A 23,038-nucleotide genomic window follows, 5' to 3' on the forward strand; every position below is an offset into this window, starting at 1 on the left:
ATGGAAAAATTTCATGTCTTTTTAGTGTTTTACCACTTTTGGCTTGATCTTCCAGATGCTGGCCAGCACGGAAGCCACAGCTTTGTAAAGCTCTTCGGGAATCATGTCGCCCACCTCTGTGGACTTATACAAAGCCCGTGCCAGAGGCACGTTTTCGCGAATGGGAATCCGGTTTTCGCGGGCTACTTCCTTGATTTTTTCGGCCAGATGGTCTGCGCCCTTGGCAAGCACGATGGGGGCGGGAGCTTCCGATGTATTATAGCTCAGGGCCACGGCTATGTGCGTGGGGTTTGTGACCACCACATCCGCCTTGGGCACGTCTGCAAGCATACGCTTGCTCATCATTTCCATCATTTTTCTGCGTTGCTGCCCCTTGATCACGGGGTCGCCATCGGTCTGTTTCTGCTCGTCCTTCACTTCTGACTTGGTCATCTTCATGCCTTCGTTATAGGCATAGCGCGACTGCCATACGTCAAAAATGGCAATGGCAATGATGGGCAGAAGTGCATAGCTGGTCAGCTTGAAGGCCATTTGCAGCATGTAGGTCGCCACGCCTTCGGTGCTGGCGTAGTACATGGGCAGAAAGTTCTGGTGTTCCTTGAAGATGATCCAGCCGGGGATAATGCCGAGAACAAGAGAAAACAGCAGGCTCTTGATGGTGCGCAGGGCTGTTTGCGGCGATGCCAGCATCTGCTTGAGGCCCTGAACTATGTTGAAGCGCTTCAGGTTGGGGCGCATCACCTTGGTTGTCCAGAGTTTGCCCACCTGTAAGCGCTGCGCCAGAAAGGCCAGAAATCCCAGAGTCAGCAGGATTGGCATGATCATGCGGGCAATTTCAAGCGTGACGTCAATGCTGAGGCTGTAGACGTTTTCAGGATTGGGATCGAACTCCCACGAGTGGCTGAGAAAGTGGCGGAAGAGGCGCTTGATGTTGTCGGCCATAGGGCCGATCCAGGCATAAATAATACACATGCCCCCCAGCAGGCTCACGGCCTTGCCAAGCTCCTGCGCTTTGGGAACATTGCCCTCCTCACGCTGTTTGCTGACACGTTTTGGAGTGGCTTCTTCTGTTCTGCTTGGATCTTGCTGTGAACCGAACATGCTCTTACCGCCCTGGCTTGGTTGGCGCTGTTAAGCGCTTTGCCCTGGCAATAGCAAAAAATATGCCCGTCAGAGAACTGGCGGGCATATCAGATATGGGCGCAACGGTCATTGGGCGCATGGGCTTCCTCCTCATGTACGCCATCTGTTGCGAGCTCTTTGAAATCAGGGAGTTTGCCGATCCTCTTCCTCCTGCCACCACCAGCGGGCGCGCTGGCAGAGCAGGTCAATATCGCCAGCGGCGGCGAGGTTGAGCATCTGCCGGTACTGGCGCACAGCCTCATAGCTGTATGGATTGGCCTCAAACAGGCCAGCGAACATGCGCGCGTCTTCTGTCAGCATTTTGCGGGCCGCGTTCTGGCGGCGGCGGAACGAAGGCGTAAGAAAGGGCAGCAGATCCTCATGCTCCGCCAGCAGGGCAAAATACGCCAGGCTGGTGATGAAGTTCATGTTCTGGATGCTGGCCATGGCCTTGTCGTGCTTTTCAGCAGTGGTGCAGAATACACGGCAGCCAAGGGCTGTAAAAAAGCCCGAGGCCAGCTCCACATGCTCTTGCACCGCATGGGCCCCCGGCACAATGGCCACGGGCTGGTCTGCCTGCGGATCCGGCTTGGGGCCAAAGAGGGGATGCGTGCCCACCACTGGCCCTGCCCAGATTTTTTCCATCTGTTGCAGCGGGATTTCCTTTACCGAGGTTATGTCCGCCAGCACAGCCCCAGGGAGCAGATGCGGGCAGACCGTAGCAACAACCTCGCTGAATACAGCGGCAGGAACGCAAATGATGGCCAGATCGGCCCCCGCGCAGGCGGGAGCAAGAGCTTCGGGCGTCAGGGGCACGTCCACGCCCGCCACGTTCAGCCCTGCCGCCTTGGCGCGGGCCAGCAGCATGGCGCCCATGCGGCCGGTGGAGCCGACAATGACGGTTTTTACGGGATTGCGCGGGCAGAAGCCGGTAAAGCCGTCAAATCCATCCTCCGCAGCGGATTCCCCGCCGTTCTGGGCGGCAGGGACGCCGTTGCTGCCTTGATTGCCGTTCATGCCAGTTGCTCCCAGATATTCCAGAATTGCGGAAAGGATTTGCGCACCACCAGCGGGTCGTCCAGCAGGTCGCGCACGTTTGTTTCAGGCTGGCGCAGCCCCAGCAGGGCCAGAGACATGGCGATGCGGTGGTCGTTGTGGGCCGAGAGGGAAACGCCCTCGGGCAAACGCGGACAGTCCGGCTTGCCGTTGCCGCGTCCGGCCAGGCCGTGAATGAGCATGCCGTCTGAAAGCTGGTCAATGACTACGCCAGCCTTGGCAAGCTCCTGCGCCGGGGCGCTGATGCGGTCCGACTCTTTATAACGCAGATGGGCCACATTGCTGATGCGCGTGGAACCCTGCGCAAAGGCCGCCAGAACGGCCACTGTGGGCACGAGGTCGGGGCAGTCGCCCATGTCCAGCTCCACGCCATGAAGGGCGGAGGGGTACACGGTGACGGAATCCCCCGTCATGGTCATACGCGCGCCCATGCGCTGCAAAATGCCCAGCATGGCGCGGTCGCCCTGCAGGGAATCCGTGCGCAAACCTTCGACCCTCACGGGCTTAAGGCCCAGTGCGCCAGCGGCCAGCAGATAGGAGGCGCCAGACCAGTCGCCTTCAACTGTGTAGTTGCCCGCGCGGTACGCGCCGGGATGGACTGTCACGCGCAGGCAGCCGGGATGCGCGGCCTTGAGCTCGCGCCATGCGCCAGGAGGCAGCATTTCCCACGGGGCATCGGCCTCGGCGCGGGTTTCCACATCAAAGCGGATGCCATAGTCGGTCAGGCATTGCAGGGTCAGCCCCACATAGGGCCAGGAAACGGCTTTCTGCCCGCCAAGCGTTACGGACAGGGGCGCAGGCCCCATGGGGGCAGCCAGCAGCAGACCCGAAAAATACTGGCTCGAAATATCCATGCCCAGGGTCACCTCTCCCTCGCACAGCGCGGGGTTGAGGCCCTTGGCGTGCAGCACCAGAGGCGGGCAGTCGGGCTTGCCTTCAAAGGTGACGGCAAGCCCCAGCTTTTTGAGTGCGTCCGTCAGTTCGGCAATGGGTCTTTCGTGCATGCGCGGCGCGCCGTGTATGCGAAATTCACCCTCGCCAGCGGCCAGCACGGCGGTAAGCAGCCGACAAGTTGTGCCGGACTCTTCCACATCACAGGAGAGGGGCGTACCCTCTGCGCCGCCGAGCGGCTTGCCGCCCATGCCCGTCACGCGCCACGCGCCGGAGGCCGGAGTGCTTTCGGGCAGGGTTTCCATGCCCGCCCCGGCCCCGCACAGGATGGCGCGGGTGCGTTCGAGGTCGCGGCTTTCAAGGGTATGCCGCACGGTGGAAACACCCTGCGCCAGCGCCGCGCCAATAAGATAGCGGTGTGAAACGGATTTGGAAGCGGGTGCGGTAACGCTTGCCGTGGCCTGCTTTTCGGCCTCGGTGATGATAATGGTGCTCTGGCTCATGAGGCTGGCTGCTCCGGTGTTTCCGAGTGGAGGTCAAGACGGTCCAGTTGCGGCCCTGTGGGATAGCTGCCCAGTATGCGGAAGCTGGTGCAGACTTCGTGCAGTTTTTCCAGCAGGGGGGCGTAGCGGGGATCTTCCAGATCACTTTCCACATCGGCAAAGAAAACGTATTTCCAGCGCTGGCCGCGCAGGGGGCGCGATTCCAGCTTGCGCATGTTGATGCCGTTGCTTGCCAGCAGGTCAAGCACGCTCGAGAGCGCGCCAGCCTTGTCTGCCGTGGTGAACAGCAGCGAGGTTTTGTCCGCGCCGGTATGGCCGGGCTGCGGGCCGCCCGTGCGGCTGCCCGAGCGTGCATCGCCGGGGCCGATGATCACAAAGCGCGTCCAGTTGCCCGGCTCGTCCTCAATGCGGCGGGCCAGAACGGCAATGCCCATGAGGTCGGCCAGCTTGCCGTGACCGATGGCGGCTGCGTCTTCCTTGCCAGCGGCGTACTGTGCGGCGGCAGCGGTGGATTCCACCGGCACAAGGCCAGCGCCTGGCAGATGGGCGCGCAGCCACGCGCCGCACTGGGCCAGGGGCTGGGGGTGGGAATACACGGTACGCACTGCGGCCAGCGAGGGCGCGTTGCTCAGCAGACAGTGCGAAATGCGCGAAAACAGCTCGGCCTGAATATGCACGTCGTACTTGAGGAACAGGTCAAAGCTCACGCCCACGGTCCCCTGAAGGGAATTTTCCAGCGGCACCACGCCGAGCTCGCACTGACCGGAAGCCACTTCCTGAAAGACCTGTGTAATATCGTTGCAGGGGCGGAACTGGGCGGCATGGCCCAGGTACTCCACGCCTGCAAAGTAGGAAAACGTGCCTTCCGGGCCGAGATAGGCCACATTCTGGGGTCGCTGCAAGGAACGGGAGGAAGAAAATATCTCGCGCCAGATGGCCCGCAGATGATCCTCCGGCAGGGGGCCGGGGTTGCGCGTAGCCAGACTGTCCAGCACTTCCTTTTCCCGCAGGGGCTTGAAGATAATGCCCGGCACGTCGGCCTTGATACGTCCCACCTCAAGGCTCAGGGCCGCCCGCTGGTTAAAGAGCGTGAGCAGATCCTGATCCACGGCGTCAATCTCGTGGCGGATGGCGGCAAGGCGCGCGCCCGCCTCATCGGGAGAGGCTGCCTGACGGTCTGCTGCGGCTACGGGGTGGCCCTTGGGCCAGTGGCTGTTGCTGTCGTCCATGCTATATCTCCCGGATGTCTTCGCGGATGCGCATGCCAAAATGGCGGCCGGCTTCGTCCAGGCGGCACAGCACGGTATCGCCGGGCTTCAGGCCCACTACGCTTACCGGTTCGCCGCCGGGGGTGGTCAGGCGGATGGTTTCGGCATTCTGCAAAAATACCGCGCCGGTTTTGACGCCGTCTTCGGTGGTGACCTGGGCTTCAACCAGCAGCATGGGGCGCACTTCAATCTTGACCCTGCCAAGGGTGGCAAGGCTTGTTTCGCCGTTGGCGTCCACGATCAGCACTTCCTGCCCCGCCTTGAACTCGCCAAGGTAGGTGGTTTTGTCGCCGGGCAGGCGCACGTAGGCATGCACGGCCCCCGCATTAACCCTGAAGGGGCGGGCGGCCACATATTCGTTGCGCTCGGTTTCCGCATGCACAAGAAAGGTAAAGGCGCTGGAATTGCCCACCAGCATGCCCTGCCCCTTGCGCAGGATGGAGAGCGTGTCGGCGCAGACGCGGTGCCCGAGGCCCACGGATTCCACACGGGTGATCACGGCGGGCTGCAGTTCTTCATGCCCCTGCGCGAGCTTGCACTGGCTGACAATGGTCTTGAGATCGGCCACGGCCTCTCTGGATACAACAATGCCCGCCACACCGCGTTCCAAAATTCCTGCGGCAAGGCGGGCCTCGTCCAGCGTAGCGGCCTCAGCCAGAACGCTGTCGCTCTGGGCCAGAAGGTTTTCCACAGGTATTACCTCCCAGCCGCGAGCCAGAACCACACGCTCGCCCTTATGCAGCCGTTCGAGCACGGCTTCTTCGTCAGCCTTGACGCTGAGCGCCATCATGGCGGTATCTTCGGCAGCCCACACAGGGCAGCGCGAAAGACCGGAAACTTCTTCCACATGCTTGCGCGGCACAATAACGCCGTCCACGCCGGATTCCAGCGCCAGGGTCACATCGCCCTTGTCAAAGGGAACGCAGTTGAAATAGATGCGGGACATGCGGCTTATTCTCCTACAATTTCCATGGCCTGATCCACGGAAGCGTTGTCGTGAACGATGGCGCGCAGGGCCTTGACCAGAGCAACGCGGTTGGGATGCTGGAAGACATTGCGGCCCACGGAAATACCCGCGCCGCCAGCGCTCAGTGAATCCTGAACCATCTGGAGGATCTGGCGGGTGGAATCCATGCGTTCGCCACCAGCGATAACCACGGGCACACAGCAGGCGGCCACTACTTCAGAGAAGCTTTCCACATCGCCGGTGTAGGGCACCTTGACGATGTCCGCGCCCAGCTCAACGCCCACGCGGGCGCAGTGGGCCACCACGTCCTTGGCGTAGCCGTTCTGGATCTGGGGGCCGCGGGCGTACATCATGGCCAGCAGCGGGATGCCCCAGTTGTCGCACGATTCGGCCACACGTCCCAGATCGGCCAGCATGAGGCGTTCATTGGGGTCGCCCAGATTGACGTGTACCGAAACGCAGTCCGCGCCATGCTTGATGGCTTCTTCAACTGTGGCTACGAGGGTTTTGGTGTTGCCGAGGGGGGAAAGAGCGGTGGAGGCGGAGAGGTGGATGATAAGGCCGATGTCGCTGCCCGCGTTACGGTGCCCGCAACGCACAAGGCCCTTGTGCATGAGAACGGCGTCAGCGCCGCCCGTGGCCATGTCGTTGACGGTGTCGCGCATGTCCACCAGGCCTTCAACCGCGCCGATGGTCACGCCGTGGTCCATGGGAACAATGATGGTACGGCCATTTGCGCGGTTGATGATACGTTCCAGGCGGATTTTTTTTCCAAGGTACATGGGCTCGCTCCTTTCAGTCTGCTGCTTTAAGGTGACCCGCATGGAGCGGGGTTTGCCGCATCTTTTCCGGCGGCCCATACAAAAAAAGGGCCGCTGGCTTGTTGCCTGCGGCCCGTTGAACTTTCTAACTTTTACGCGTCAGCAAAGCTCCCGACCACAGGCTCCGGTAAAGTACGCAAAATAATACCAGCTAAAGATGCCGGCGGCGTATGAGGAGGTGTGGTTGGAAGAAATGCGCTGCATGAAAGTATCCTTAAAATTTTCTAGGTAAAAAGCTACGCGGCATGCAAAAGCCTGTCAATAGAAAATTGAAGTTTGCATGCAAATTATTCGCAAAGTCAGGCTGCGCCACGCTCTGCGGGGTCTGAGGGGGCGTCCGGGGCTGTTGTTTTGCGCCGCAGCTTGCGCGTTTCAATGCGCTTGAGCACAAAGTCGCCGGGTTTTACGCCTTCTGGCACTGCCGAGAGGGGAAACTCCGCGCGGGCCAGATTGCGGTGGCCGCCGGCCTCGCCCACATCGTAAAAACAGGCGTCCGCAAGACGGCCAATGTCCCGGCCGCCATCGCCGCGAAATATCACGATAACGGTTTTGTCCACCACGCCGCTTACGGCTATCCACCGCAGGCCATGCACCCGCGTGAAAAAGTCCGCCACTGCCACCAAGAGGTCTGCGCTGTTGACCTCGTTGAGCGAGGCAAAGGCCCCGCCGCCGCGGCAGTCGGCAAGGGAACGGAATGCGCGTGAAAACAGCGGCAGCCATTCCCGCAGGTATTCGCTGCGCAGAATACGGCGCAGCAGGCCGTTATCCGCATGGCGCGAAAGCCACTGATAGGCGCGGAAATCGTCTTCGCCGCCAGAGCGCTCAAACGCCGCCGTATCTGTGCGGATGCCGTAGAGCAGGGCTGTGGCCAGCCTTGGGCCGGGGCGCATGCGCAGAGCCTTGAGATAGCGGGCCATCATGGTGCTGGTGGCGCCCATGTTGGGGCGGATATCGCGCAACAAAGCCGGGCCAGCCAGTGAACATGCCGTAATATTGTTGGCGGCGCGGGGCAGGGGATGGTGGTCGATGATGCAGTCAAAGTGCAGGCCCTGGAAAGCCTTGCTGTGGTGCGGCTGGGAATCCACCATTGCAAGGTGGGTGTACTGGTCGGCATTTTCAGGCTGCCAGGGGCGCACGGGGATGTTCAGGTAGCGGATCATGGCCAGGTTGTCGGGGCGGGTCACCTCATTGATGCGCGCAATATCCACGCTGTGCACCTTGTGGATCATAATACGCTTGAGCGCCAGCGCCGATGCCAGGGCATCGGGGTCGGCATTGATGAGGATGCACCAGCGGTCGTCCTTGCTGAGACCTGCCCGCCATTTTTGCAGCAGGGCGATGTGGTCTGTGGCGCCAGCCATGATTCTCCTTAAACGTTTATGCGCGCATGTTCATCATCTGCCGGAATGCGGTTGCGCAAGTGCCTCCAGCACCGGCAGGGAAGCGGCCAAACGATTCCAGTTGAATATCTCGACCATATGCACTGCCGTAGCGGGGATGCGCTGCATGAGGGCGACTGCGGTCTGCGCCTGCCCGGGCGTAAAAGCCGTGAGGGGCAGATGCCGGTCGCCGTCGCCGGGGGCGCTCCAGTGCGTCATGGTCGCCTGCTCTGGCAGGGTCGAAACCAACAGGTTTTTTTGACCATAGCCCAGGAGGTGCCCTACGTCCAGACACAGGCCCAGTCCGTGATCCTGAAGAAATCCCTGTCCAAGGCAGGTAATATCACTGTGGGCAACGTTTTCCAGCAACAGCGGAATATCGCAGCAGTTTTTCCAGTGATGCGCAAAACCTGCCAGCAGGCGGCGTTGCACTTGCGGCGATCCCTGGGGCGGGTGCAGCACGGCGCAGCGCGGCTGAAGAAAAGCCGCCTTGCCAAGCACGGCATGGGCCAGGCGGGCGGCAGCGCGGGCAGGGTAGGCGGCAGTACTCTTGCTGGCAGGCCAGGGCAGGTCAACGGGCAGATGCACATGCCAGCGCAGGGGCAGGGTTTCCAGATCGGGCGGCAAGTCCTGCGGCCCGTAGTTCAGGCAGGACTGAGCTTCAAAAAAACACAGACCTACCTCGTCCACCTTGCCAGCCAGAAAGCGTGCGTTTTCCGCCACTCCGGCGGGCAGCACAAAGGACGGAGCGGCCAGACGGCCTGCAAAGCGTGCGGGCCGCAGATGCGGCGTGTCTGGCTGGAGCGTCTGGTCGCCTGAATCTCGGGACATGGGGGTGTTCCTTGTGCGCGGCATGTGGCGTCGGCCATGCAGCCACCATGCGCAAAGGGGGAGATTTCTTGAAAATCTCCCCCTTTATCATTCTATAATCGCAGGAGGCTACACCAGTTTGGTGCTGCTCCAGCCGTGTTCCTTGGCTGCTGCTTCGGTCTTGGGGCCACCCAACACGCAGGTGGATCCGCTGCGCGCGGCCTCGGCCAGCACCTCGGCAAATTCGCGGAAGTGCTTTCCGGTGGTGGAAAGGATTTCCTCGCGCATGAGGGCGCGGGCTGCATCGGTATCGTCCGTGAGCCAGCGCGAGAGGGATTGGGCACCCTTGGCGTCGGGCAGCAGGTAGCTGTCCAGATCGCCCACCGCGCCCACTATGGCCTGGGTAAGCTGGGCCTTGTCCGGGCTGAAGGTACGCAGGTATTCGGCCATGCCGTCAAAGGCCGCCAGGGTGTCGTCCACGTTGGGGTCGCGGTATGAGGCGCACACAAGGGTGCCGCCAAGGCGGTCAAGATTGCAGAACGCGCCGTACGCGCCGCCGCGCACGCGCACGCGCTCCCACAGGTAGCCCATGCGCAGGCTGCGCAGGATAACGCTGGCCGAGCCGTGGTACACGTAGCCCTGATCATAGATGTTGGCGGCCTTGCCCACATAGTTGATCTGGGCCGGAGCAATGAAGGCTTCGCCCTTGGGCAGTTCCAGAGGGGCGCTGCCAAAGTCCGTTGCCGCTCCTGCCCGTGCGGGTGAAAGCGAGCGCAGCAACTGGCGGGCTTCCGTTTCTACCAGTGCGAGGCCCTGCGCCTCCGCGGTGCAGTCCATAACAGCGCCGGGCCGGGCGATGATGCGTGAGCGCAGTTCTTCAAGATCGTTCAAAACAGACTGCGGGTCCGTGTCCATGCGTTCCAGCAGGCCACGTACGCTCTCAAGGTAGCTCAGGCCCGAGGTGCGCTCGGCAATGGCGCTTGCGCCGTTGAAGCGCGCCCGCAGGCGGGCGCTGACCGCCGCATGCCCGGCGGACTGCAAACCGTGCTCCAGCCGGGCCTTGCCTTCCAGCAGCATCTGCCCCAGGCGTTCGCGCAACACGTCGGCGTCCGTCAGGGGTTCCAGCAGAATCTCGCGGGTCAGGGCAAAGAGGTCGGGCAGCTTGTCGTACACGGCCTTGCCAGACACGCCAAGGTAGCCAAAAGTCTTGCGGCTGCCGCGCACAAGGCCCACCAGTGTTTCTGCTCCAAGGCCGCCCGTTTTTGCGGCCATGAGTGCGCCAAGCTCCGTAAAGTCGCGTTTGGCGGTGCCTGTTTCGGTGAGGGAACGGGCAAAGAGCGGCAGCAGGGGCACGAGCCTGTCCGGTACATTGGCAAGGGGCAGCAACAGGGTTGCGTAGGCAATGCCCTGTGTGGGCAGCTCGTGCGTCAGGAACGTCTCGGGCAGTTCTGCCACTGCGCGGGGCAGCAAGGCGTTTTCACGCGGCAGGTCTTCAATCCCCAGGGCCGGGATGGTCGCAAGAGCCTCCGGGCTGTCGGGCGCGCTCTGGGCTTCCATGAGGCGGGTGGTTTCTTCCACCATCCTGGCGCGGGCCTCGGCATCGGCGGCGGCCTGTACGGCGTCCACGCGGGCCTTTTCCGCGTCTTCGCGGGCTTTGCCCAGCTTGGTGTCGGGCAGCAGCACCACGGTGGCGCGGTGCTCGTTGTTGAGGAACCAGTCCTTGATTGCCTGTTCAAATACGGGTTCGCCAGCCTCAATGCGGGCTTTGAGGGCGTTGAGCGGGGCTTCCCACGCCAGCGGGGCCAGCGGGTCTCCATCATACAGCCATGTGGTCAGCGACTGCACCATGGCTGAAAGCCCACGGGGGAAGCGCCCGGAATTGTTTTCACGGTAGGCGAATTCCACGCTGTTGACGGCGGCTTCCACTGCCGAGCGGGGGATGCCTTCGTCCGCCAGTTGGGCCAGGGTGTCAAAAATAAGCAGTTCGGCCTGCTGCACATCGCGCGGGGCCACGCCCTTGAGACCGGTAGAGTAGTACATCTGGCGCAGGTCAGTCTCCAGCCCGCAGCCGGTGGTGTCTTCACCAAGGCCGGAGGCGATGAGCGCCTTGCGCAGGGGGGAGCCGGGCAGGCCTTCAAGGATATGCTCGAGCATTTCCATCAGCAGGGCCTGATGCACGTCCCCACGCTCGCCCAAAAGCCAGTTGACCGTGAACAGCGCGCGTTTTTCGCCCTTGGAGGCGGCATAGGCCACTTCAATCTGCCGTGGGGTTTCCAGGCGCGGCTGCAAAGGCACGTCGGAATTGACCGGGCGGGCCGTGTAGCCCTCAAGCGCGGCTGCCGTCAGACGCAGGCGTTCGTCTTCCGGGTCGTCGCCCCAGAAGAAAAAGCGGGCGTTGCTGGGGTGGTAGTAGCGGCTGTGAAAATCGTAAAAGGCCTCGTAGGTGAGGTCGGGGATGTTTTCCGGATTGCCGCCGGAATCAAGGCTGTAGAGCGTATCGGGGAAGAGCGCCTGCTGGCTCTGCTCCGCGAGGACGGAATCGGGCGAGGAGTAGACGCCCTTCATCTCGTTGTAGACCACGCCCTTGTACGACCACGGGCCATCGGGCGTTTCGGCCTCCACGTGCCAGCCTTCCTGCCGGAAGATATCTTCATCGATGCGGGGGTGGAACACGGCGTCTATGTAGACGTCAATGAGATTGTAAAAATCGCGCAGATTGCAGCTTGCGATGGGGTAGCAGGTCTTGTCGGGAAAGGTGAAGGCGTTGAGGAATGTTTGCAGCGATCCCTTCATCAGTTCCACAAAGGGTTCCTTGACGGGATATTTGTCCGAGCCGCAAAGAACGGAGTGCTCCAGAATGTGGGCAACGCCTGTGGAGTCGGCTGGCGGCGTGCGAAAGTTGACGCCAAAGCACTTGTTTTCGTCAGAGTTATTAATGGAAAGCAGTTGCGCTCCCGTGGCCTCGTGCCGCCACAAACGGGCGGTGCCGTCCACTTCGTGCAGATGCTGTTCTGTAAGAAGAGTGAATCCGTGATTGTTCATGATGAATCCTGAAGTGTTGATGTGCAGCGCCGCTTGAGGCGCAGCGTGAACTCTAACTATAAGTATAGATGCGCCGTTTGAAAAGGGGCGCTGCCAGCGGGCGCGTCATGCCCGGCTTGTGACCCGGCTCCCGGCGTGATACTGAAATCAGCCCGTGCCCTTGCGCTGGGCCGCAAATTTTTGATTGAGCGAGATGATATGAACATGAACTGCAAGTCCTGTACAGGCGGGTCTGCACTGGCGGAAAAGCTGGTGCTCTGGTACATTCCTCTGGCTTTTGCCGCCTTGTTCATATGGGGCAGCGTGTTGCAAATGCGCAGCTTTGTCATCAATGATGCGGATTTTGGCTACTTTATTACGCAGATCTGGCGGGTCTGGAACGGCTGGGACTGGCAGGCTCCTTTTTCCAACGTCTATGAGGGTAAACCCTTTTACGCCCACCATTGCACCCCCCTGACGGCCCTGCTGGCCCCCCTTGTGGGGCCGTGGAAGAGCCCGTACCCCCTCAGCGTTCTGCAAGGCGTGGCGGTGGGGGCAATGGCCTTTATTCTGCCCCGGCTGGTGCGCACCCTGCATGAAGAAGCGGAAGGCGATACGCCTTCTGGCAACTGGGTGTGGACGGCAGGTTTTGCGCTGCTTCTTTTCTTTTTTTTCCGTCCGGTGCTCACGCCGTGGTCGCGGCAGGTTCACTACACAACGCTCGTCACGCCCATGCTCATGCTGGCCGTGCTCATGCTGCACAAGCGCCGCTGGTGGGCGCTAGCCGGATGCTGCCTTGTGGTCTTTCTGGCGCAGGAGCGCGCCGCGCCCAGTATTTTCTGCCTGGGCATGTATGCCTTTTTGCTGTTGGGGCAGCGGCGTGTCGGCGCTATTTTATGTCTGTGTTCCGGCCTGTGGTTTGTCACGGTCACAAAGGTATGGCTGCCCTACATGCGCCAGCTTGCAGGCGCGGGCACGGGCTATGCCTTCAGCCATTTTGTAGATGTGCGCGGGCAGTGGGATCTCAAACTGCGATACTATATCCAGTTGTTGGCGTACTCGTGGTTTTTGCCCCTGCTTGGGCGCAAGGCCTTGCTTTGCCTGCTGTGCACGTTGCCCTATCTCGCCATGGTGGCTGTTTCGGGCTACAGCCAGATGTGGGCCATGGCCGGGCAGTATGAGGATTTGCCCGGCGTGTTTCTGATGCTCGCCATCTGCCACGCCTGCATGTGGGTGCAGGGCAACCTGCGCCCCGCATTGTGGAAAAAGCTTCTGCCCGCCGCCGGTGTGGCGATGGCCGTCATCATGCTCGCTACGCAGACGGGTTGGTACAATCCGGCTGTGACAGTGGCGCGGCTGCTGCAACACCCCGAGGCGCAGTCTTATACGCGCCTGCGCGAAGCTCTGGGGCAATTGCCGAACTTTTCTCCGACGGTGCGCGTGTGGGCGCAGTCCGGCCTTGGGCCGCACGTATTTTATCCCTATCAGCGCTATATCGCCGACATATCGCATATGGACGGGCCGCTGGGCGACAGTGTGGTGATGATTTCACCCTATGCGGGCACGGCCTATCTTGCGGGCGGCGGGGGCGGGGTATCACGTGGGGAATTTGAACGGGCGGCAGCGTTTTTTGACGCGCATCCCGATCTTGTCCGCGTAAAGAACAGTGATGTTCTGGTCATTTATGCAGGGAAGGGGCTGAGCGAAACCCAGCCTGAGCTTGTGCAGGGGCTGAGCCGTTAGGCTGATCTGCGGTTTGCGCGGAAATTTCCGCATCAATGCTTGCTATTCGCAAGGTGATAGTGTATTGACTCCCTTTCCATCAAGCACACCCAAAGGCAGCGGCCCGGGGTGCCCGGTGGGACGGCGCGTGTGGCGTCGTCCATTTTTTGCGCCCAAGGACGGCTTGTCCCTCCAGGGTGTGGACATCGGGTTGCAGGGTCAGGGCATGGGTGGAAGAAGTTAACCCTTTGGAGGAATCCCAATGGCTTATGTCAGCATGAAGCAAATGCTGGAAACCGGCGTGCATTTCGGTCACCAGACCCGCCGCTGGAATCCCAAGATGCGTCCTTACATCTTTGGCGCCCGCAACGGCATCCATATCATTGACCTGCAGCAGACCGTCAAGCTGTTCCGCGTCGCCTACGACAAAGTGGTCGACACTGTTGCCAAGGGCGGCAAGGTGCTGTTCATCGGTACCAAGCGTCAGGCTCAGGAAGCAGTGGCCGCTGAGGCTGGCCGCGCCGGTCAGTTCCATGTGACCAACCGTTGGATGGGCGGCACGCTCACCAACTTTGTCACCATCCAGAAGAGCGTGGACCGTCTGAAGAAGCTGGAAGCCATGTTTGGCGACGGCACCATCAATCGCTACCAGAAGAAGGAAATTCTGCTTCTGGAACGCGAAATGAAAAAGCTCGAGGAAACCCTTGGCGGTATCAAGAACATGGACCGCATTCCCCAGCTTGCCTTTATCATCGACCCGCACCGTGAAGACATCGCCGTGAAGGAATGCCGCAAGCTCGGCATCCCGATCGTGGCCGTGACCGACACCAACTGCGATCCCGATGTCATTGACTACATCATCCCCGGCAATGACGACGCCATCCGCGCCATCAAGCTGTTTGTGGCTGCTTTCGCCGAAGCCTGCATGGAAGGCGAAGCCATGAACAAGGATCACAAGGGCGAAGCCGTCAACGCCGAAGAAGCCATGCAGAAGGCTGAAGCCGCCGCTCCCGCTCCGGAAGCCGCTCCCGCCGAATAGCAGGCCTTTCCATATTCCGTATCCTGGGGGCGGCGCAACCTGTAAGGGCTGCGCTGCCCCCGTCTGGATGAAAGATTGCGCGCCGCGCTTCGCGGAGGCCGCGCAACCGATCAGGCATTTACAAAACTCCGGCTTGGGGCCGGACAGCGTGTGGAGTATACTATGGCTATCACTGCACAATTGGTTAAAGAACTGCGCGACATGACCGCCGCAGGCATGATGGACTGCAAGAAAGCCCTGGTGGAAGTGGAAGGCGACCTGGAAAAGGCCGTTGACTGGCTGCGCCAGAAGGGTATGGCCAAGGCTGCCAAAAAGTCTGGCCGCGCCACCAGCGAAGGCCTCGTGACCGTGGCCGCCACTGCCGACAACATGCACATCGCCATGGGTTCGCTGCTTTGCGAAACCGACTTCGTGGCTCGCGGCGATCAGTTCCAGGCCATGGCCACCCGCGTGACCCAGGTTATCCTTGAAAAGGCTCCTGCCGACGCCGCCGCTCTTGAAGCCCTCCTGGGCGAAGAAGTGACCCAGCTCATCGCCTCCGTGGGCGAAAACATGCAGCTCGGCAAGTTTGCCCGCTTCAGCAAAAAGAGCGCCAACGATGTGGTGGGTCAGTATGTCCACGCCAACAGCAAGATTGGCGTTCTTGTGTACCTGACCTGCGGCAAGGCTGAAAGCGCCGCCAAGCCCGAAGTGCTGGAACTGGCCAAGAACCTCGCCATGCAGGTTGCCGCCGCCAGCCCCCTGGCCCTTGACGCCGCCAGCCTTGATCAGGCAGCTGTGGAGCGTGAACGCGAAGTTTACCGCCAGAAGGCCCTTGAAGAAGGCAAGCCCGCCCAGATCGTGGACAAGATTGCCGACGGCGCGGTGAAGAAGTTCCAGAAGGAAGTATGCCTCATGGAACAGCCCTACATCCGCGATGACAAGAAGACCATTTCCGACATCGTGCGCGAAACGGGCAAGACCATCGGCGACGAAATCACGGTTACCGGTTTCGAACGCATCCAGCTTGCTGCCGAATAGGCACAGCGCTGCGCCGGATTCCGGCACATAAGTGTACGCCTTCTGGCCAAGCACGGTTTTATGGGGGGCCTTTGGCCCCCCATTGCGTTTGACAAAGTCAACGCAACCAGAAATCATGAACTGACAGCGCCTTGCGGTGTTGTCGGGCGCGAATGGTTTCTTCAAATCCCGCCAGGCGGGAATTGCTGTCTGCTGGGGCCTCTGGCCCCTTTTTTATTACGGAAACGCGGCATGGCCGCCGGAGAAAATATGTGGGATCTGGCATGGGTAACTGACCCCGCAGCCTGGGCTGGCCTGGGTACGCTGGTGCTGCTGGAAGTGGTGCTGGGCGTAGACAACCTGGTTTTTATTTCCATACTTGTGAACAAGCTGCCGCAGGAAAAGAAGCGTCAGGCCTTCATGACCGGCCTTGGGCTTGCCCTGCTCATGCGTATGGTGCTGCTGGCCTTCATGGCGCGGCTGGTTGCCCTTACCGACCCCCTGTTTACCCTGGGGGGGCACGGCTATTCTGCCCGCGATCTTATCCTTATGGCTGGCGGCGTGTTCTTGCTGCTCAAGGGCACAATGGAACTGCACGACAGGCTTGAAGGCCATGCGGGCAGGTTCGATACCAGCGGGCCGCAGGCTGGCTACTGGCAGGTGATTTTTCAGATCATCATTCTGGATGCCGTGTTTTCGCTGGATTCCATCATCACCTCCGTGGGCATGGTGGACCATGTGTTCATCATGATGCTGGCGGTGCTGGCTGCCATGGTCATCATGGTGCTTGCCGCAGCCCCCCTGCTGGAATTTGTGGAGCGCCACCCCACAGTCATTGTGCTGTGTCTGGGATTTTTGCTGATGATCGGTCTGAGCCTGCTGGCCGATGGACTTGGCTACCATATCCCCAAGGGCTATATGTACGCGGCCATAGGTTTTTCCGTGCTGGTGGAGACCTGCAACCAGTGGGCCTTGCGCAGCCGCCGCAGGCGCTACAGCATGCGCGACATGCGCGAATCCACGGCGCGGGTCATTCTGAACCTGCTCGGCGGCGGCGTACCCGGCGGCGGCGAGGCCCAGCTTGAGGCGGCGGCGCTGGCTGGTGATGCCGGGGGGCAGCTCTTTGCTCCCATGGAGCGGGACATGGTGGCCCGTGTGATCCGCCTTGGCGGGCGCACGGCGCGTTTTATCATGATTCCGCGTCAGCGCGTGGACTGGCTGGACAGCAATGCCGACCGCGCCACGGTCACGCGTTTTGCGGCTGCCTCGCGCCTTGCATGGCTGCCTGTGCAGCGGCGCGATACGGACGAAGTGCTGGGCGTGGTGCACCCCGGTGAAATCCTGCAACAGGAGCAACAGGGCATAGGCAACCGCGAGTGGGATCTGAAAACCTACGTGCGCCCCGCGCCCACCATATTTGAGCACACGCCGCTGACGACCCTGCTGGAAGATTTTCGTACAAATCCCGCGCCGCTGGCCTTTGTGCGGGATGAATACGGCAGTGTTGTTGGCATCATCACCCCCGCGGAACTGCTGAGCGTGCTTGCGGGCCAGATGGGCGACATGCCCGCCGGGCCGGAGGTTTGCCGCAGGCCTGACGGCAGTTGGGTTCTGCCGGGGCGTCTTGCCGTTGACCTTTTTGCAAGCTGGCTTGGGGTGAGCCTGCCGCGCCGTCTGTTCAGCGCCACCCTCGGGGGGCTCATTATGGAGCGCCTGGGCCGTATACCCGAAAAAGGCGCGCGCCTGCGCTATCAGGGCTGGGATCTGGAGATAACACGCATGGATCGTCGCCGTATTGACGAGGTGCGCGCGGTCAAGCTGCTGCTGCCGCATACCGATGGCAGAAAGCGCAAAAAATAAAATTATTGGTCCGCACTGGTCTGATATGTTGACATCTTGCCGGGTGCCAGCGTAGGGTCTCAACCATGAGCATGAACACACAATCTTCTTTCCGCCACGTAGCGCTGCTATCCATTATGTGCGCCGTAGTAGTACGGTGTCACACTTTGCGCGCGTTCTGAGCAGGGAAGATCCAAGGTAGTATTGCAAACCCCGCCGGCGCGAGTCGGCGGGGTTTTTTAGTCCGCACCGCCGCCGACAAGCCTCACCATCGAAAAGGAGTCTTGCGGCGATGTTACGTCTTACGGGAGCAGAACTCACCATCCGCCTGCTGGAGAACCAGGGTGTCACGCACATTGCGGGCATCCCGGGCGGTTTCAATCTTCCTCTCTACGATGCCCTCGGGCGCAGTGGAACCATCCGGCATATCCTTGCCCGTCACGAACAGGGCGCAGGCTTTATAGCGCAGGGCATGGCGAGGGTTACGGGCCGTCCCGGCGTTATCTTTGCCACTTCCGGCCCCGGCGCTACCAATACGCTCACGGCGCTCGCCGATGCGCGCATGGACTCCGTGCCGCTGGTCTGCATCACCGGGCAGGTGCCCCTGAGCATGATCGGTACCGATGCCTTTCAGGAAGTGGACATCTACGGCATGTCCATTCCCGCCACCAAGCACAACTTTATTGTGCGCTCCATTGACGAACTGCTGCGCGTGATTCCCGAGGCCTTTGCCATTGCCGCTGGCGACCGCCCCGGCCCTGTGCTGGTGGACATCCCGCGTGACGTGCAGGTGGCTGTTGCTGAATTGCAGGATCTGCCCGCCGCCGGAATCCCCGCGCCCATGCCGCAGCCAGACCCGCAGGCCCTTGCCCGCGCGGCGGAAATGATGAACGCCGCAAAGCGCCCCCTGTTGTTGCTGGGCGGCGGCACGTCTTCTCCCGAGGCCTCGGCGGCGGTGGTTTCCTTTATGGAGGCCCGCCGCATCCCCGCCGTCATGTCCCTGCGCGGGCTGGGCACGGTGCCGCATGGGCATGAGCTGGCCGTGGGCATGCTGGGTATGCACGGAGCGCGCGCCTCCAACATGCTGGTAGACGAATGCGACCTGCTCATGGTTGTGGGCGCTCGCCTTGGCGACCGCGCCACGGGCAGGCTGGACGGATTTTGCCCCAAGACGGGCCTTGTCCACATCGATATTGATGCCTGCGAGGTGGGCAAGCTGCGCATTCCGCAGGTGGGCATTACAGCGGACGCGGCAGAGGCTCTCACGGCCCTGCTGCCCCTGTTGCGCAAGACCGACCACGAGCCGTGGCTTGAGCGCGTGGCAGCATGCAAGGCGGAGCACGGCCTGCGTTTTGACCGCACGGATGAGGTCTGTTCGCCCTACGGCATCATCAGGCACGTGGCGGACGCCCTGCACGGCAAGGGCATTGTGAGCACAGACGTGGGCCAGCACCAGATGCGCGTGGCCCAGGCCTACCCCATGATGCAGCCCCGGCAGTGGCTCACATCCGGCGGGCTGGGAACAATGGGTTTTGGCCTGCCTGCCGCCATAGGCGCTGCGCTGGCAAAGCCGGAGGAAACCGTGGTCTGTTTTTCCGGCGATGGCAGCCTGCTCATGAATATTCAGGAAATGGCCACGGCTGTTGAAAATCAGGCCAACGTCAAGATTATCCTGTGCAACAACGATGGACTGGGGCTGGTGCAGCAACAGCAGGATCTGTTCTTTGGAGGGCGGCTGTTCGGCTCGACCTTCACGGCGGGCACGGACTTTGTGCGCATTGCCCAGGGCTTTGGCATGCCGGCCATCTGCCTTAACAACGAGCGCGACCCAAGGGCCGTGCTGGAAAAGGCCTTGGGCACGCCCGGCCCATGCCTGCTTGAAGTGCGCATGAGCGCAGAAGAAAAGGTTTTTCCCATGGTGCCGCCAGGAGCGGCAAACAGTCAGATGATAGAGGGGGTTAACGCATGAACGGTTCCGTGACGAGCGCGCTTACAACTTTGCACTTGAGCGTCAACAATCATCCCGGTGTGCTTTCGCACGTGTGCGGCCTCTTTGCTGGCCGCGCCTACAACCTTGAGGGCGTGCTTGTCACGCCGGAAGCAGACGGCGATACCTGCCGCATGTGGCTGGTGGTCAAGGACGATGGGCGTATGGAGCAGATTGTAAAGCAGGTGCGCAAGCTGCACGATGTGCTGGATGTGCAGGTGGGGCATGCGGAACCGACGGTTTTCAACCGCCTGGCCGGTTGCCTTGAATGCTGAATAAGAGCAGGGCGCGGTGCGTAACTACGTAACATCGCGCCTCGCGTAACAGGCTGTCCACGGGCTGCGCCCCTGTCTGCCTGCGTTTGATGGACGCGCGGGCAGACAGGGGCGCAGCCCTTTTTTATTCAGCCAGCAGGCTGGCCCCCCGCCCGCCGTCATAGGGCACGCGTTCAAAGACCTTGCGGCGCGGGGTCAGGCTGATGTGGTAGTACTGGTTTTGCGGAATGTAGATAAATGGCACGTCTTCGTTGCGCTGCCGGAGAAAGAGCGAAAGCAGCACCCGGTTGATGGCCTGATGCCCCACAATGATCAGGGGTGCATCCCCAGCCAGAAAAAGCGCCCGCCGCAAACCACGTTGTACCCGCTCGCGCAGCAGGGCGTAGCTTTCTCCATTGGGGTAGGTGTAGGTGTACTTGCAGGCGTTGCGGCCTTGGGTGACCTCGGGCATGCGTTCGCGGATTTCGCTGTAGAGCATGCCCTCGCAATCGCCCGCCCAGATTTCGTCAAATTCCTTAAAGGCCATGGCATGCGCCTCTGGCCGTTCGGTCAGCAACGGTGTTGCCGTTTCGTGCGAGCGTATGCGCGTGGAGGTAAACACCCACTCAATGGGCTTGTCGCGCAGGTGGGCGGCAAGCGCAAGCGCCTGGGCGCGGCCCGTGGCTGTGAGCGGCGGGTCGCCGCCGATGCGCCCCCGCAGGTTGAATTCCGTCTGCCCGTGGCGCGCCAGATACAGGCACTGAATCCATACGCTGACAACCATTTCGCGGATAGCTGGATAGTAGGGTGAACTTTCGCAGGGGCGCTCGTCCAGAATGCGGTTGGCTGTGGAATCAACGCGCAGCCAGTATTTTTCGTCCTGCAATGGCTCGTAGATGGTTTCATAGTAGCTGATGCGCTTCATGAAGCTGGCAAGGGCCTCTTCTTCTGTATACGAGGCGTATTCCGGCAGAGTGGTCTTGCGGCGTATGCAGGCATTGAGCAGCAGTTGGTCTTCGTTGACGCATTCCACAAAGAGTACCGGGTAGTCGGTGAGCGTGGTTTCTATGAGGTGCCTGCGTGCGCGGCTGACGTTGGTGGCGTCAAGAATGGCCACCTCGCCGTCTTTGGCCAGCCATTCGCGGGCAATCTCCATGTTGCGCATGCAGATCATTTCGCGCGCTTCACGTCCCAGCTTGTTGTTGGGATCGTAAAAATTGGGGTCGGTGGATTCCGCGCCAATGAGCGCCCGGCGCATGTCGCCGTTATTGAACAGCTTTGCGGCAATGCCCTCGGTCACAAGCCCATCGCGGATGCGCTTTGCCAGAGTGGATTTTCCCCTTGCGGGCAGACCGACCATGGCGACATAAAGTTTCTGCATACGACCTCCGTTGCAGCATGGTAGGAGAAAAGAGAAAAAAATAAAAGAACTCTGCGGGATGGGGCGGGTCGCTCCTTGCCTGCCCGCAATAGCGGTAGTATCATGCAATAAACATATTTACCTGCCGAGTTTTGCCATGAGCATCACGGCCTTTTTCAGAACGCTGGCTTCCCGGTCACACTGGGCCATCCACAGTGTCTGGCTGGTCGTGCTTGCTGGCGTCCTGTGCGCCAACGTGGTGGATGGTTATTTCCAGCTCCAGGAAAATGAGCTGCGTCTGCTGCTCTCTGAAAGCAGCATTGCCGTCAATATTGTCAAAATGGAAGTGGGCGGCATCACCCATCTGCTGGACACGGTGGAAAACGCTGTCATGGCCCAGCGGGACGAAGGCCAGCTTGCCGACCAACTGCAAGGTCTGGTGCGGGATAACCCCCTTGTCGCCGCCATTGCTGTCGAGCTCAACGGTGCACCACGGGCCTCCACTGGCGCAATTTCTTCTGCGTCCACAGCCCTTTTCTCCCGTTCCACAGCAAAGGACGGGCTTCCACCCGTATCTGTAAGCATTGCCTTGAAACCAGAATTCTGGGGATACAAACTGGCGTATGCGTTCAACCGCGCAGATGCCAAAGTTGCCGTATATACAGCCTCTGGCCGCCCTTTGCTGCCCTTTGCCAACCTGGGCAACGCTGAAAATGCCCTTTTGGCGGAGAGTATTGCAAACATGGCACCCGATGCGGCAGCGTTGCACACCCAGTCCCTGCGGGCTGATGGCGCGCGGTCCATGCTCACCTTGCAGCAGGCGGCAGCGCCCTTTCTGGCGGGCGGCCCCCTGGTGGTGGGAACAATCATCAGCAGCGAGAACAGTTATGCCCACTGGCATAGCGACCTGCTCATTCAGGTGTTGATATGGCTGGCCGCGGCAGTGCTTTCGACTTTACTCCTGATGATAGAAGCGCGCCGCCGTCGCCGTTCTGAACTTTCCACAGAAAAACTGCAAAGCGCCATGCGCTCGCGCGACAAGTTCATCAGTATCCTGATGGACCACGCGCCCATCATGGTATCCTACTGGGATGCGGAGCGGCGGTGCCATTACGCCAATAGAATGTACAGGGCTTGGTTTGGCAAAGGTGAGGAGGAGATCATCGGCATTGATTTGCAATCCCTGTTGGGCGAGGAGCTGCTTGCCAAATGCGCCCCCCTCATTGATGCGACCCTGCGCGGCGAACCGCAGAATTTTGAACAGGAAAGGGCCAGGGCCGACGGTTCAACAGGCTATGTGCTGTCCCGCTACATACCGGATATGGATGGACGGGAGGTGCGAGGTTTTTTTGTTATTGCCTCTGACATTACAGAACTTAAGCAGACACAGCAAAGCCTGGAAAAACGCATTGAAGACCTGTACTCGCTGGCGACCACAGACGCGCTTACGGGCTTGAACAACCGCAGGAATCTGCTGGAAAAGATTCAGTTCGAGATTGAAAGGGCCAAGCGCTACGGCCTGAACATGGTCTTCTTCATGCTCGATATCGACCATTTCAAAAAGATCAACGATACGTTCGGGCATGATACGGGCGATGCCGTGCTGAAAGCGCTTGGCGCGCTGCTGCATGACACCATGCGTACCTCTGACCATGTGGGACGCCTTGGCGGGGAAGAATTTGGCATTCTTCTGGCCAGTGTTGTGCCCGAGCAGGCAGAAGCCATTGCGGAGCGGTTGCGCAGGCGCGTGGAAGAAATGGTCGTGTGGCACAACGAAAAGGACATTCGCTTTACAGTCAGCATTGGTCTGGCGGATTTACAGGCAGATATGGAAAATCCCCTGGAAGACATGGTGAAGAGGGCAGACCTTGCCCTCTACCGGGCCAAGAACAGTGGCCGAAATCGCGTATGCCTTGCGGACAATTTGTTGCCGCCTGCCGTGGATAATTCGGAGGGTCAGGGTTTTGGCGCATAAAAAGAACGCCCTTGCGCGGCAGGTG

General features: G+C 60.8%; 17 protein-coding genes. 7 read left to right on the forward strand and 10 right to left on the reverse strand.

Annotation, left to right across the window (positions count from 1 at the left end; all coding sequences use genetic code 11):
- Positions 1–21: 21 nt before the first annotated feature.
- The 9 genes from flhB to ACUZ9Q_RS01295 form a co-directional block, all read right to left on the reverse strand.
- The gene (gene flhB / locus ACUZ9Q_RS01255) at positions 22–1,101 is read right to left on the reverse strand and encodes a flagellar biosynthesis protein FlhB (protein ID WP_192112201.1); all 1,080 of its coding nucleotides are present in this window, start codon (positions 1,099–1,101) and stop codon (positions 22–24) included.
- 165 nt (positions 1,102–1,266) lie between these two features.
- A complete protein-coding gene (locus ACUZ9Q_RS01260) occupies positions 1,267–1,998 on the reverse strand; it encodes a prephenate dehydrogenase (protein ID WP_297144997.1) in 732 nt (243 codons plus the stop codon).
- A 137-nt stretch (positions 1,999–2,135) separates the two neighbouring features.
- Positions 2,136–3,572: a 3-phosphoshikimate 1-carboxyvinyltransferase gene (locus ACUZ9Q_RS01265; protein WP_449247185.1), complete on the reverse strand. Its 1,437-nt coding sequence runs from the start codon at positions 3,570–3,572 to the stop codon at positions 2,136–2,138.
- Positions 3,569–4,801: a prephenate dehydratase gene (pheA, locus tag ACUZ9Q_RS01270; RefSeq protein WP_192112204.1), complete on the reverse strand. Its 1,233-nt coding sequence runs from the start codon at positions 4,799–4,801 to the stop codon at positions 3,569–3,571. Before pheA ends, ACUZ9Q_RS01265 begins: the two co-directional genes overlap by 4 nt.
- Before the next feature lies 1 nt (position 4,802).
- On the reverse strand, positions 4,803–5,786 hold the full coding sequence (locus ACUZ9Q_RS01275; protein WP_215646704.1) for a 3-dehydroquinate synthase II family protein: 984 nt from the start codon (positions 5,784–5,786) through the stop codon (positions 4,803–4,805).
- 5 nt (positions 5,787–5,791) lie between these two features.
- Complete coding sequence (locus ACUZ9Q_RS01280; protein ID WP_192112206.1) at positions 5,792–6,589, reverse strand: 2-amino-3,7-dideoxy-D-threo-hept-6-ulosonate synthase; 798 nt, start codon at positions 6,587–6,589, stop codon at positions 5,792–5,794.
- Positions 6,590–6,927: 338 nt separating this feature from the next.
- Complete coding sequence (locus tag ACUZ9Q_RS01285; protein WP_192112207.1) at positions 6,928–7,989, reverse strand: DHH family phosphoesterase; 1,062 nt, start codon at positions 7,987–7,989, stop codon at positions 6,928–6,930.
- Positions 7,990–8,022: 33 nt separating this feature from the next.
- Positions 8,023–8,838, reverse strand: coding sequence for a cobamide remodeling phosphodiesterase CbiR (cbiR, locus tag ACUZ9Q_RS01290; protein WP_449247186.1), 816 nt, complete (start codon positions 8,836–8,838; stop codon positions 8,023–8,025).
- 108 nt (positions 8,839–8,946) lie between these two features.
- The gene (locus ACUZ9Q_RS01295; protein WP_449247187.1) at positions 8,947–11,859 is read right to left on the reverse strand and encodes an insulinase family protein; all 2,913 of its coding nucleotides are present in this window, start codon (positions 11,857–11,859) and stop codon (positions 8,947–8,949) included.
- A gap of 204 nt (positions 11,860–12,063) precedes the next feature.
- Here ACUZ9Q_RS01295 and ACUZ9Q_RS01300 point away from each other — a divergent pair, with 204 nt between their 5' ends.
- The 6 genes from ACUZ9Q_RS01300 (at position 12,064) to ilvN (ending at position 19,699) form a co-directional block, all read left to right on the forward strand.
- The gene (locus ACUZ9Q_RS01300) at positions 12,064–13,581 is read left to right on the forward strand and encodes a DUF2079 domain-containing protein (RefSeq protein ID WP_449247188.1); all 1,518 of its coding nucleotides are present in this window, start codon (positions 12,064–12,066) and stop codon (positions 13,579–13,581) included.
- 241 nt (positions 13,582–13,822) lie between these two features.
- Positions 13,823–14,599, forward strand: a complete 777-nt coding sequence (rpsB, locus tag ACUZ9Q_RS01305; RefSeq protein ID WP_192112210.1) for a 30S ribosomal protein S2 — start codon at positions 13,823–13,825, stop codon at positions 14,597–14,599.
- Between the two features lie 162 nt (positions 14,600–14,761).
- The gene (tsf, locus tag ACUZ9Q_RS01310) at positions 14,762–15,619 is read left to right on the forward strand and encodes a translation elongation factor Ts (protein ID WP_233483654.1); all 858 of its coding nucleotides are present in this window, start codon (positions 14,762–14,764) and stop codon (positions 15,617–15,619) included.
- Between the two features lie 249 nt (positions 15,620–15,868).
- A complete protein-coding gene (locus tag ACUZ9Q_RS01315) occupies positions 15,869–17,458 on the forward strand; it encodes a TerC family protein (RefSeq protein ID WP_192112212.1) in 1,590 nt (529 codons plus the stop codon).
- A gap of 271 nt (positions 17,459–17,729) precedes the next feature.
- Entirely contained in the window at positions 17,730–19,406 is a 1,677-nt protein-coding gene (gene ilvB, locus ACUZ9Q_RS01320; protein WP_449247189.1) for an acetolactate synthase large subunit, read from the forward strand.
- On the forward strand, positions 19,403–19,699 hold the full coding sequence (ilvN, locus tag ACUZ9Q_RS01325) for an acetolactate synthase small subunit (protein WP_022657648.1): 297 nt from the start codon (positions 19,403–19,405) through the stop codon (positions 19,697–19,699). Before ilvB ends, ilvN begins: the two co-directional genes overlap by 4 nt.
- Positions 19,700–19,823: 124 nt before the next feature.
- Here the strand turns inward: ilvN and ACUZ9Q_RS01330 are convergent, their stop codons facing one another.
- Positions 19,824–21,059, reverse strand: coding sequence for a bifunctional nucleoside/nucleotide kinase/histidine phosphatase family protein (locus ACUZ9Q_RS01330; protein WP_192112214.1), 1,236 nt, complete (start codon positions 21,057–21,059; stop codon positions 19,824–19,826).
- 136 nt (positions 21,060–21,195) lie between these two features.
- Here ACUZ9Q_RS01330 and ACUZ9Q_RS01335 point away from each other — a divergent pair, with 136 nt between their 5' ends.
- Positions 21,196–23,013 (forward strand): diguanylate cyclase, encoded by a 1,818-nt coding sequence (locus ACUZ9Q_RS01335; protein ID WP_449247190.1) that lies wholly within the window; start codon positions 21,196–21,198, stop codon positions 23,011–23,013.
- The last annotated feature ends 25 nt before the right edge of the window (positions 23,014–23,038 follow it).

This window comes from Desulfovibrio desulfopostgatei (genome assembly GCF_053570645.1).

What these genes read in the sequence shown, in the direction of transcription:
- flhB (WP_192112201.1), bottom strand. Translation starts at nt 1,101, where the DNA reads ATGTTCGGTTCACAGCAAGATCCAAGCAGAACAGAAGAAGCCACTCCA.
- ACUZ9Q_RS01260 (WP_297144997.1), bottom strand. Translation starts at nt 1,998, where the DNA reads ATGGGCGCCATGCTGCTGGCCCGCGCCAAGGCGGCAGGGCTGAACGTG.
- ACUZ9Q_RS01265 (WP_449247185.1), bottom strand. Translation starts at nt 3,572, where the DNA reads ATGAGCCAGAGCACCATTATCATCACCGAGGCCGAAAAGCAGGCCACG.
- pheA (WP_192112204.1), bottom strand. Translation starts at nt 4,801, where the DNA reads ATGGACGACAGCAACAGCCACTGGCCCAAGGGCCACCCCGTAGCCGCA.
- ACUZ9Q_RS01275 (WP_215646704.1), bottom strand. Translation starts at nt 5,786, where the DNA reads ATGTCCCGCATCTATTTCAACTGCGTTCCCTTTGACAAGGGCGATGTG.
- ACUZ9Q_RS01280 (WP_192112206.1), bottom strand. Translation starts at nt 6,589, where the DNA reads ATGTACCTTGGAAAAAAAATCCGCCTGGAACGTATCATCAACCGCGCA.
- ACUZ9Q_RS01285 (WP_192112207.1), bottom strand. Translation starts at nt 7,989, where the DNA reads ATGGCTGGCGCCACAGACCACATCGCCCTGCTGCAAAAATGGCGGGCA.
- cbiR (WP_449247186.1), bottom strand. Translation starts at nt 8,838, where the DNA reads ATGTCCCGAGATTCAGGCGACCAGACGCTCCAGCCAGACACGCCGCAT.
- ACUZ9Q_RS01295 (WP_449247187.1), bottom strand. Translation starts at nt 11,859, where the DNA reads ATGAACAATCACGGATTCACTCTTCTTACAGAACAGCATCTGCACGAA.
- ACUZ9Q_RS01300 (WP_449247188.1), top strand. Translation starts at nt 12,064, where the DNA reads ATGAACTGCAAGTCCTGTACAGGCGGGTCTGCACTGGCGGAAAAGCTG.
- rpsB (WP_192112210.1), top strand. Translation starts at nt 13,823, where the DNA reads ATGGCTTATGTCAGCATGAAGCAAATGCTGGAAACCGGCGTGCATTTC.
- tsf (WP_233483654.1), top strand. Translation starts at nt 14,762, where the DNA reads ATGGCTATCACTGCACAATTGGTTAAAGAACTGCGCGACATGACCGCC.
- ACUZ9Q_RS01315 (WP_192112212.1), top strand. Translation starts at nt 15,869, where the DNA reads ATGTGGGATCTGGCATGGGTAACTGACCCCGCAGCCTGGGCTGGCCTG.
- ilvB (WP_449247189.1), top strand. Translation starts at nt 17,730, where the DNA reads ATGTTACGTCTTACGGGAGCAGAACTCACCATCCGCCTGCTGGAGAAC.
- ilvN (WP_022657648.1), top strand. Translation starts at nt 19,403, where the DNA reads ATGAACGGTTCCGTGACGAGCGCGCTTACAACTTTGCACTTGAGCGTC.
- ACUZ9Q_RS01330 (WP_192112214.1), bottom strand. Translation starts at nt 21,059, where the DNA reads ATGCAGAAACTTTATGTCGCCATGGTCGGTCTGCCCGCAAGGGGAAAA.
- ACUZ9Q_RS01335 (WP_449247190.1), top strand. Translation starts at nt 21,196, where the DNA reads ATGAGCATCACGGCCTTTTTCAGAACGCTGGCTTCCCGGTCACACTGG.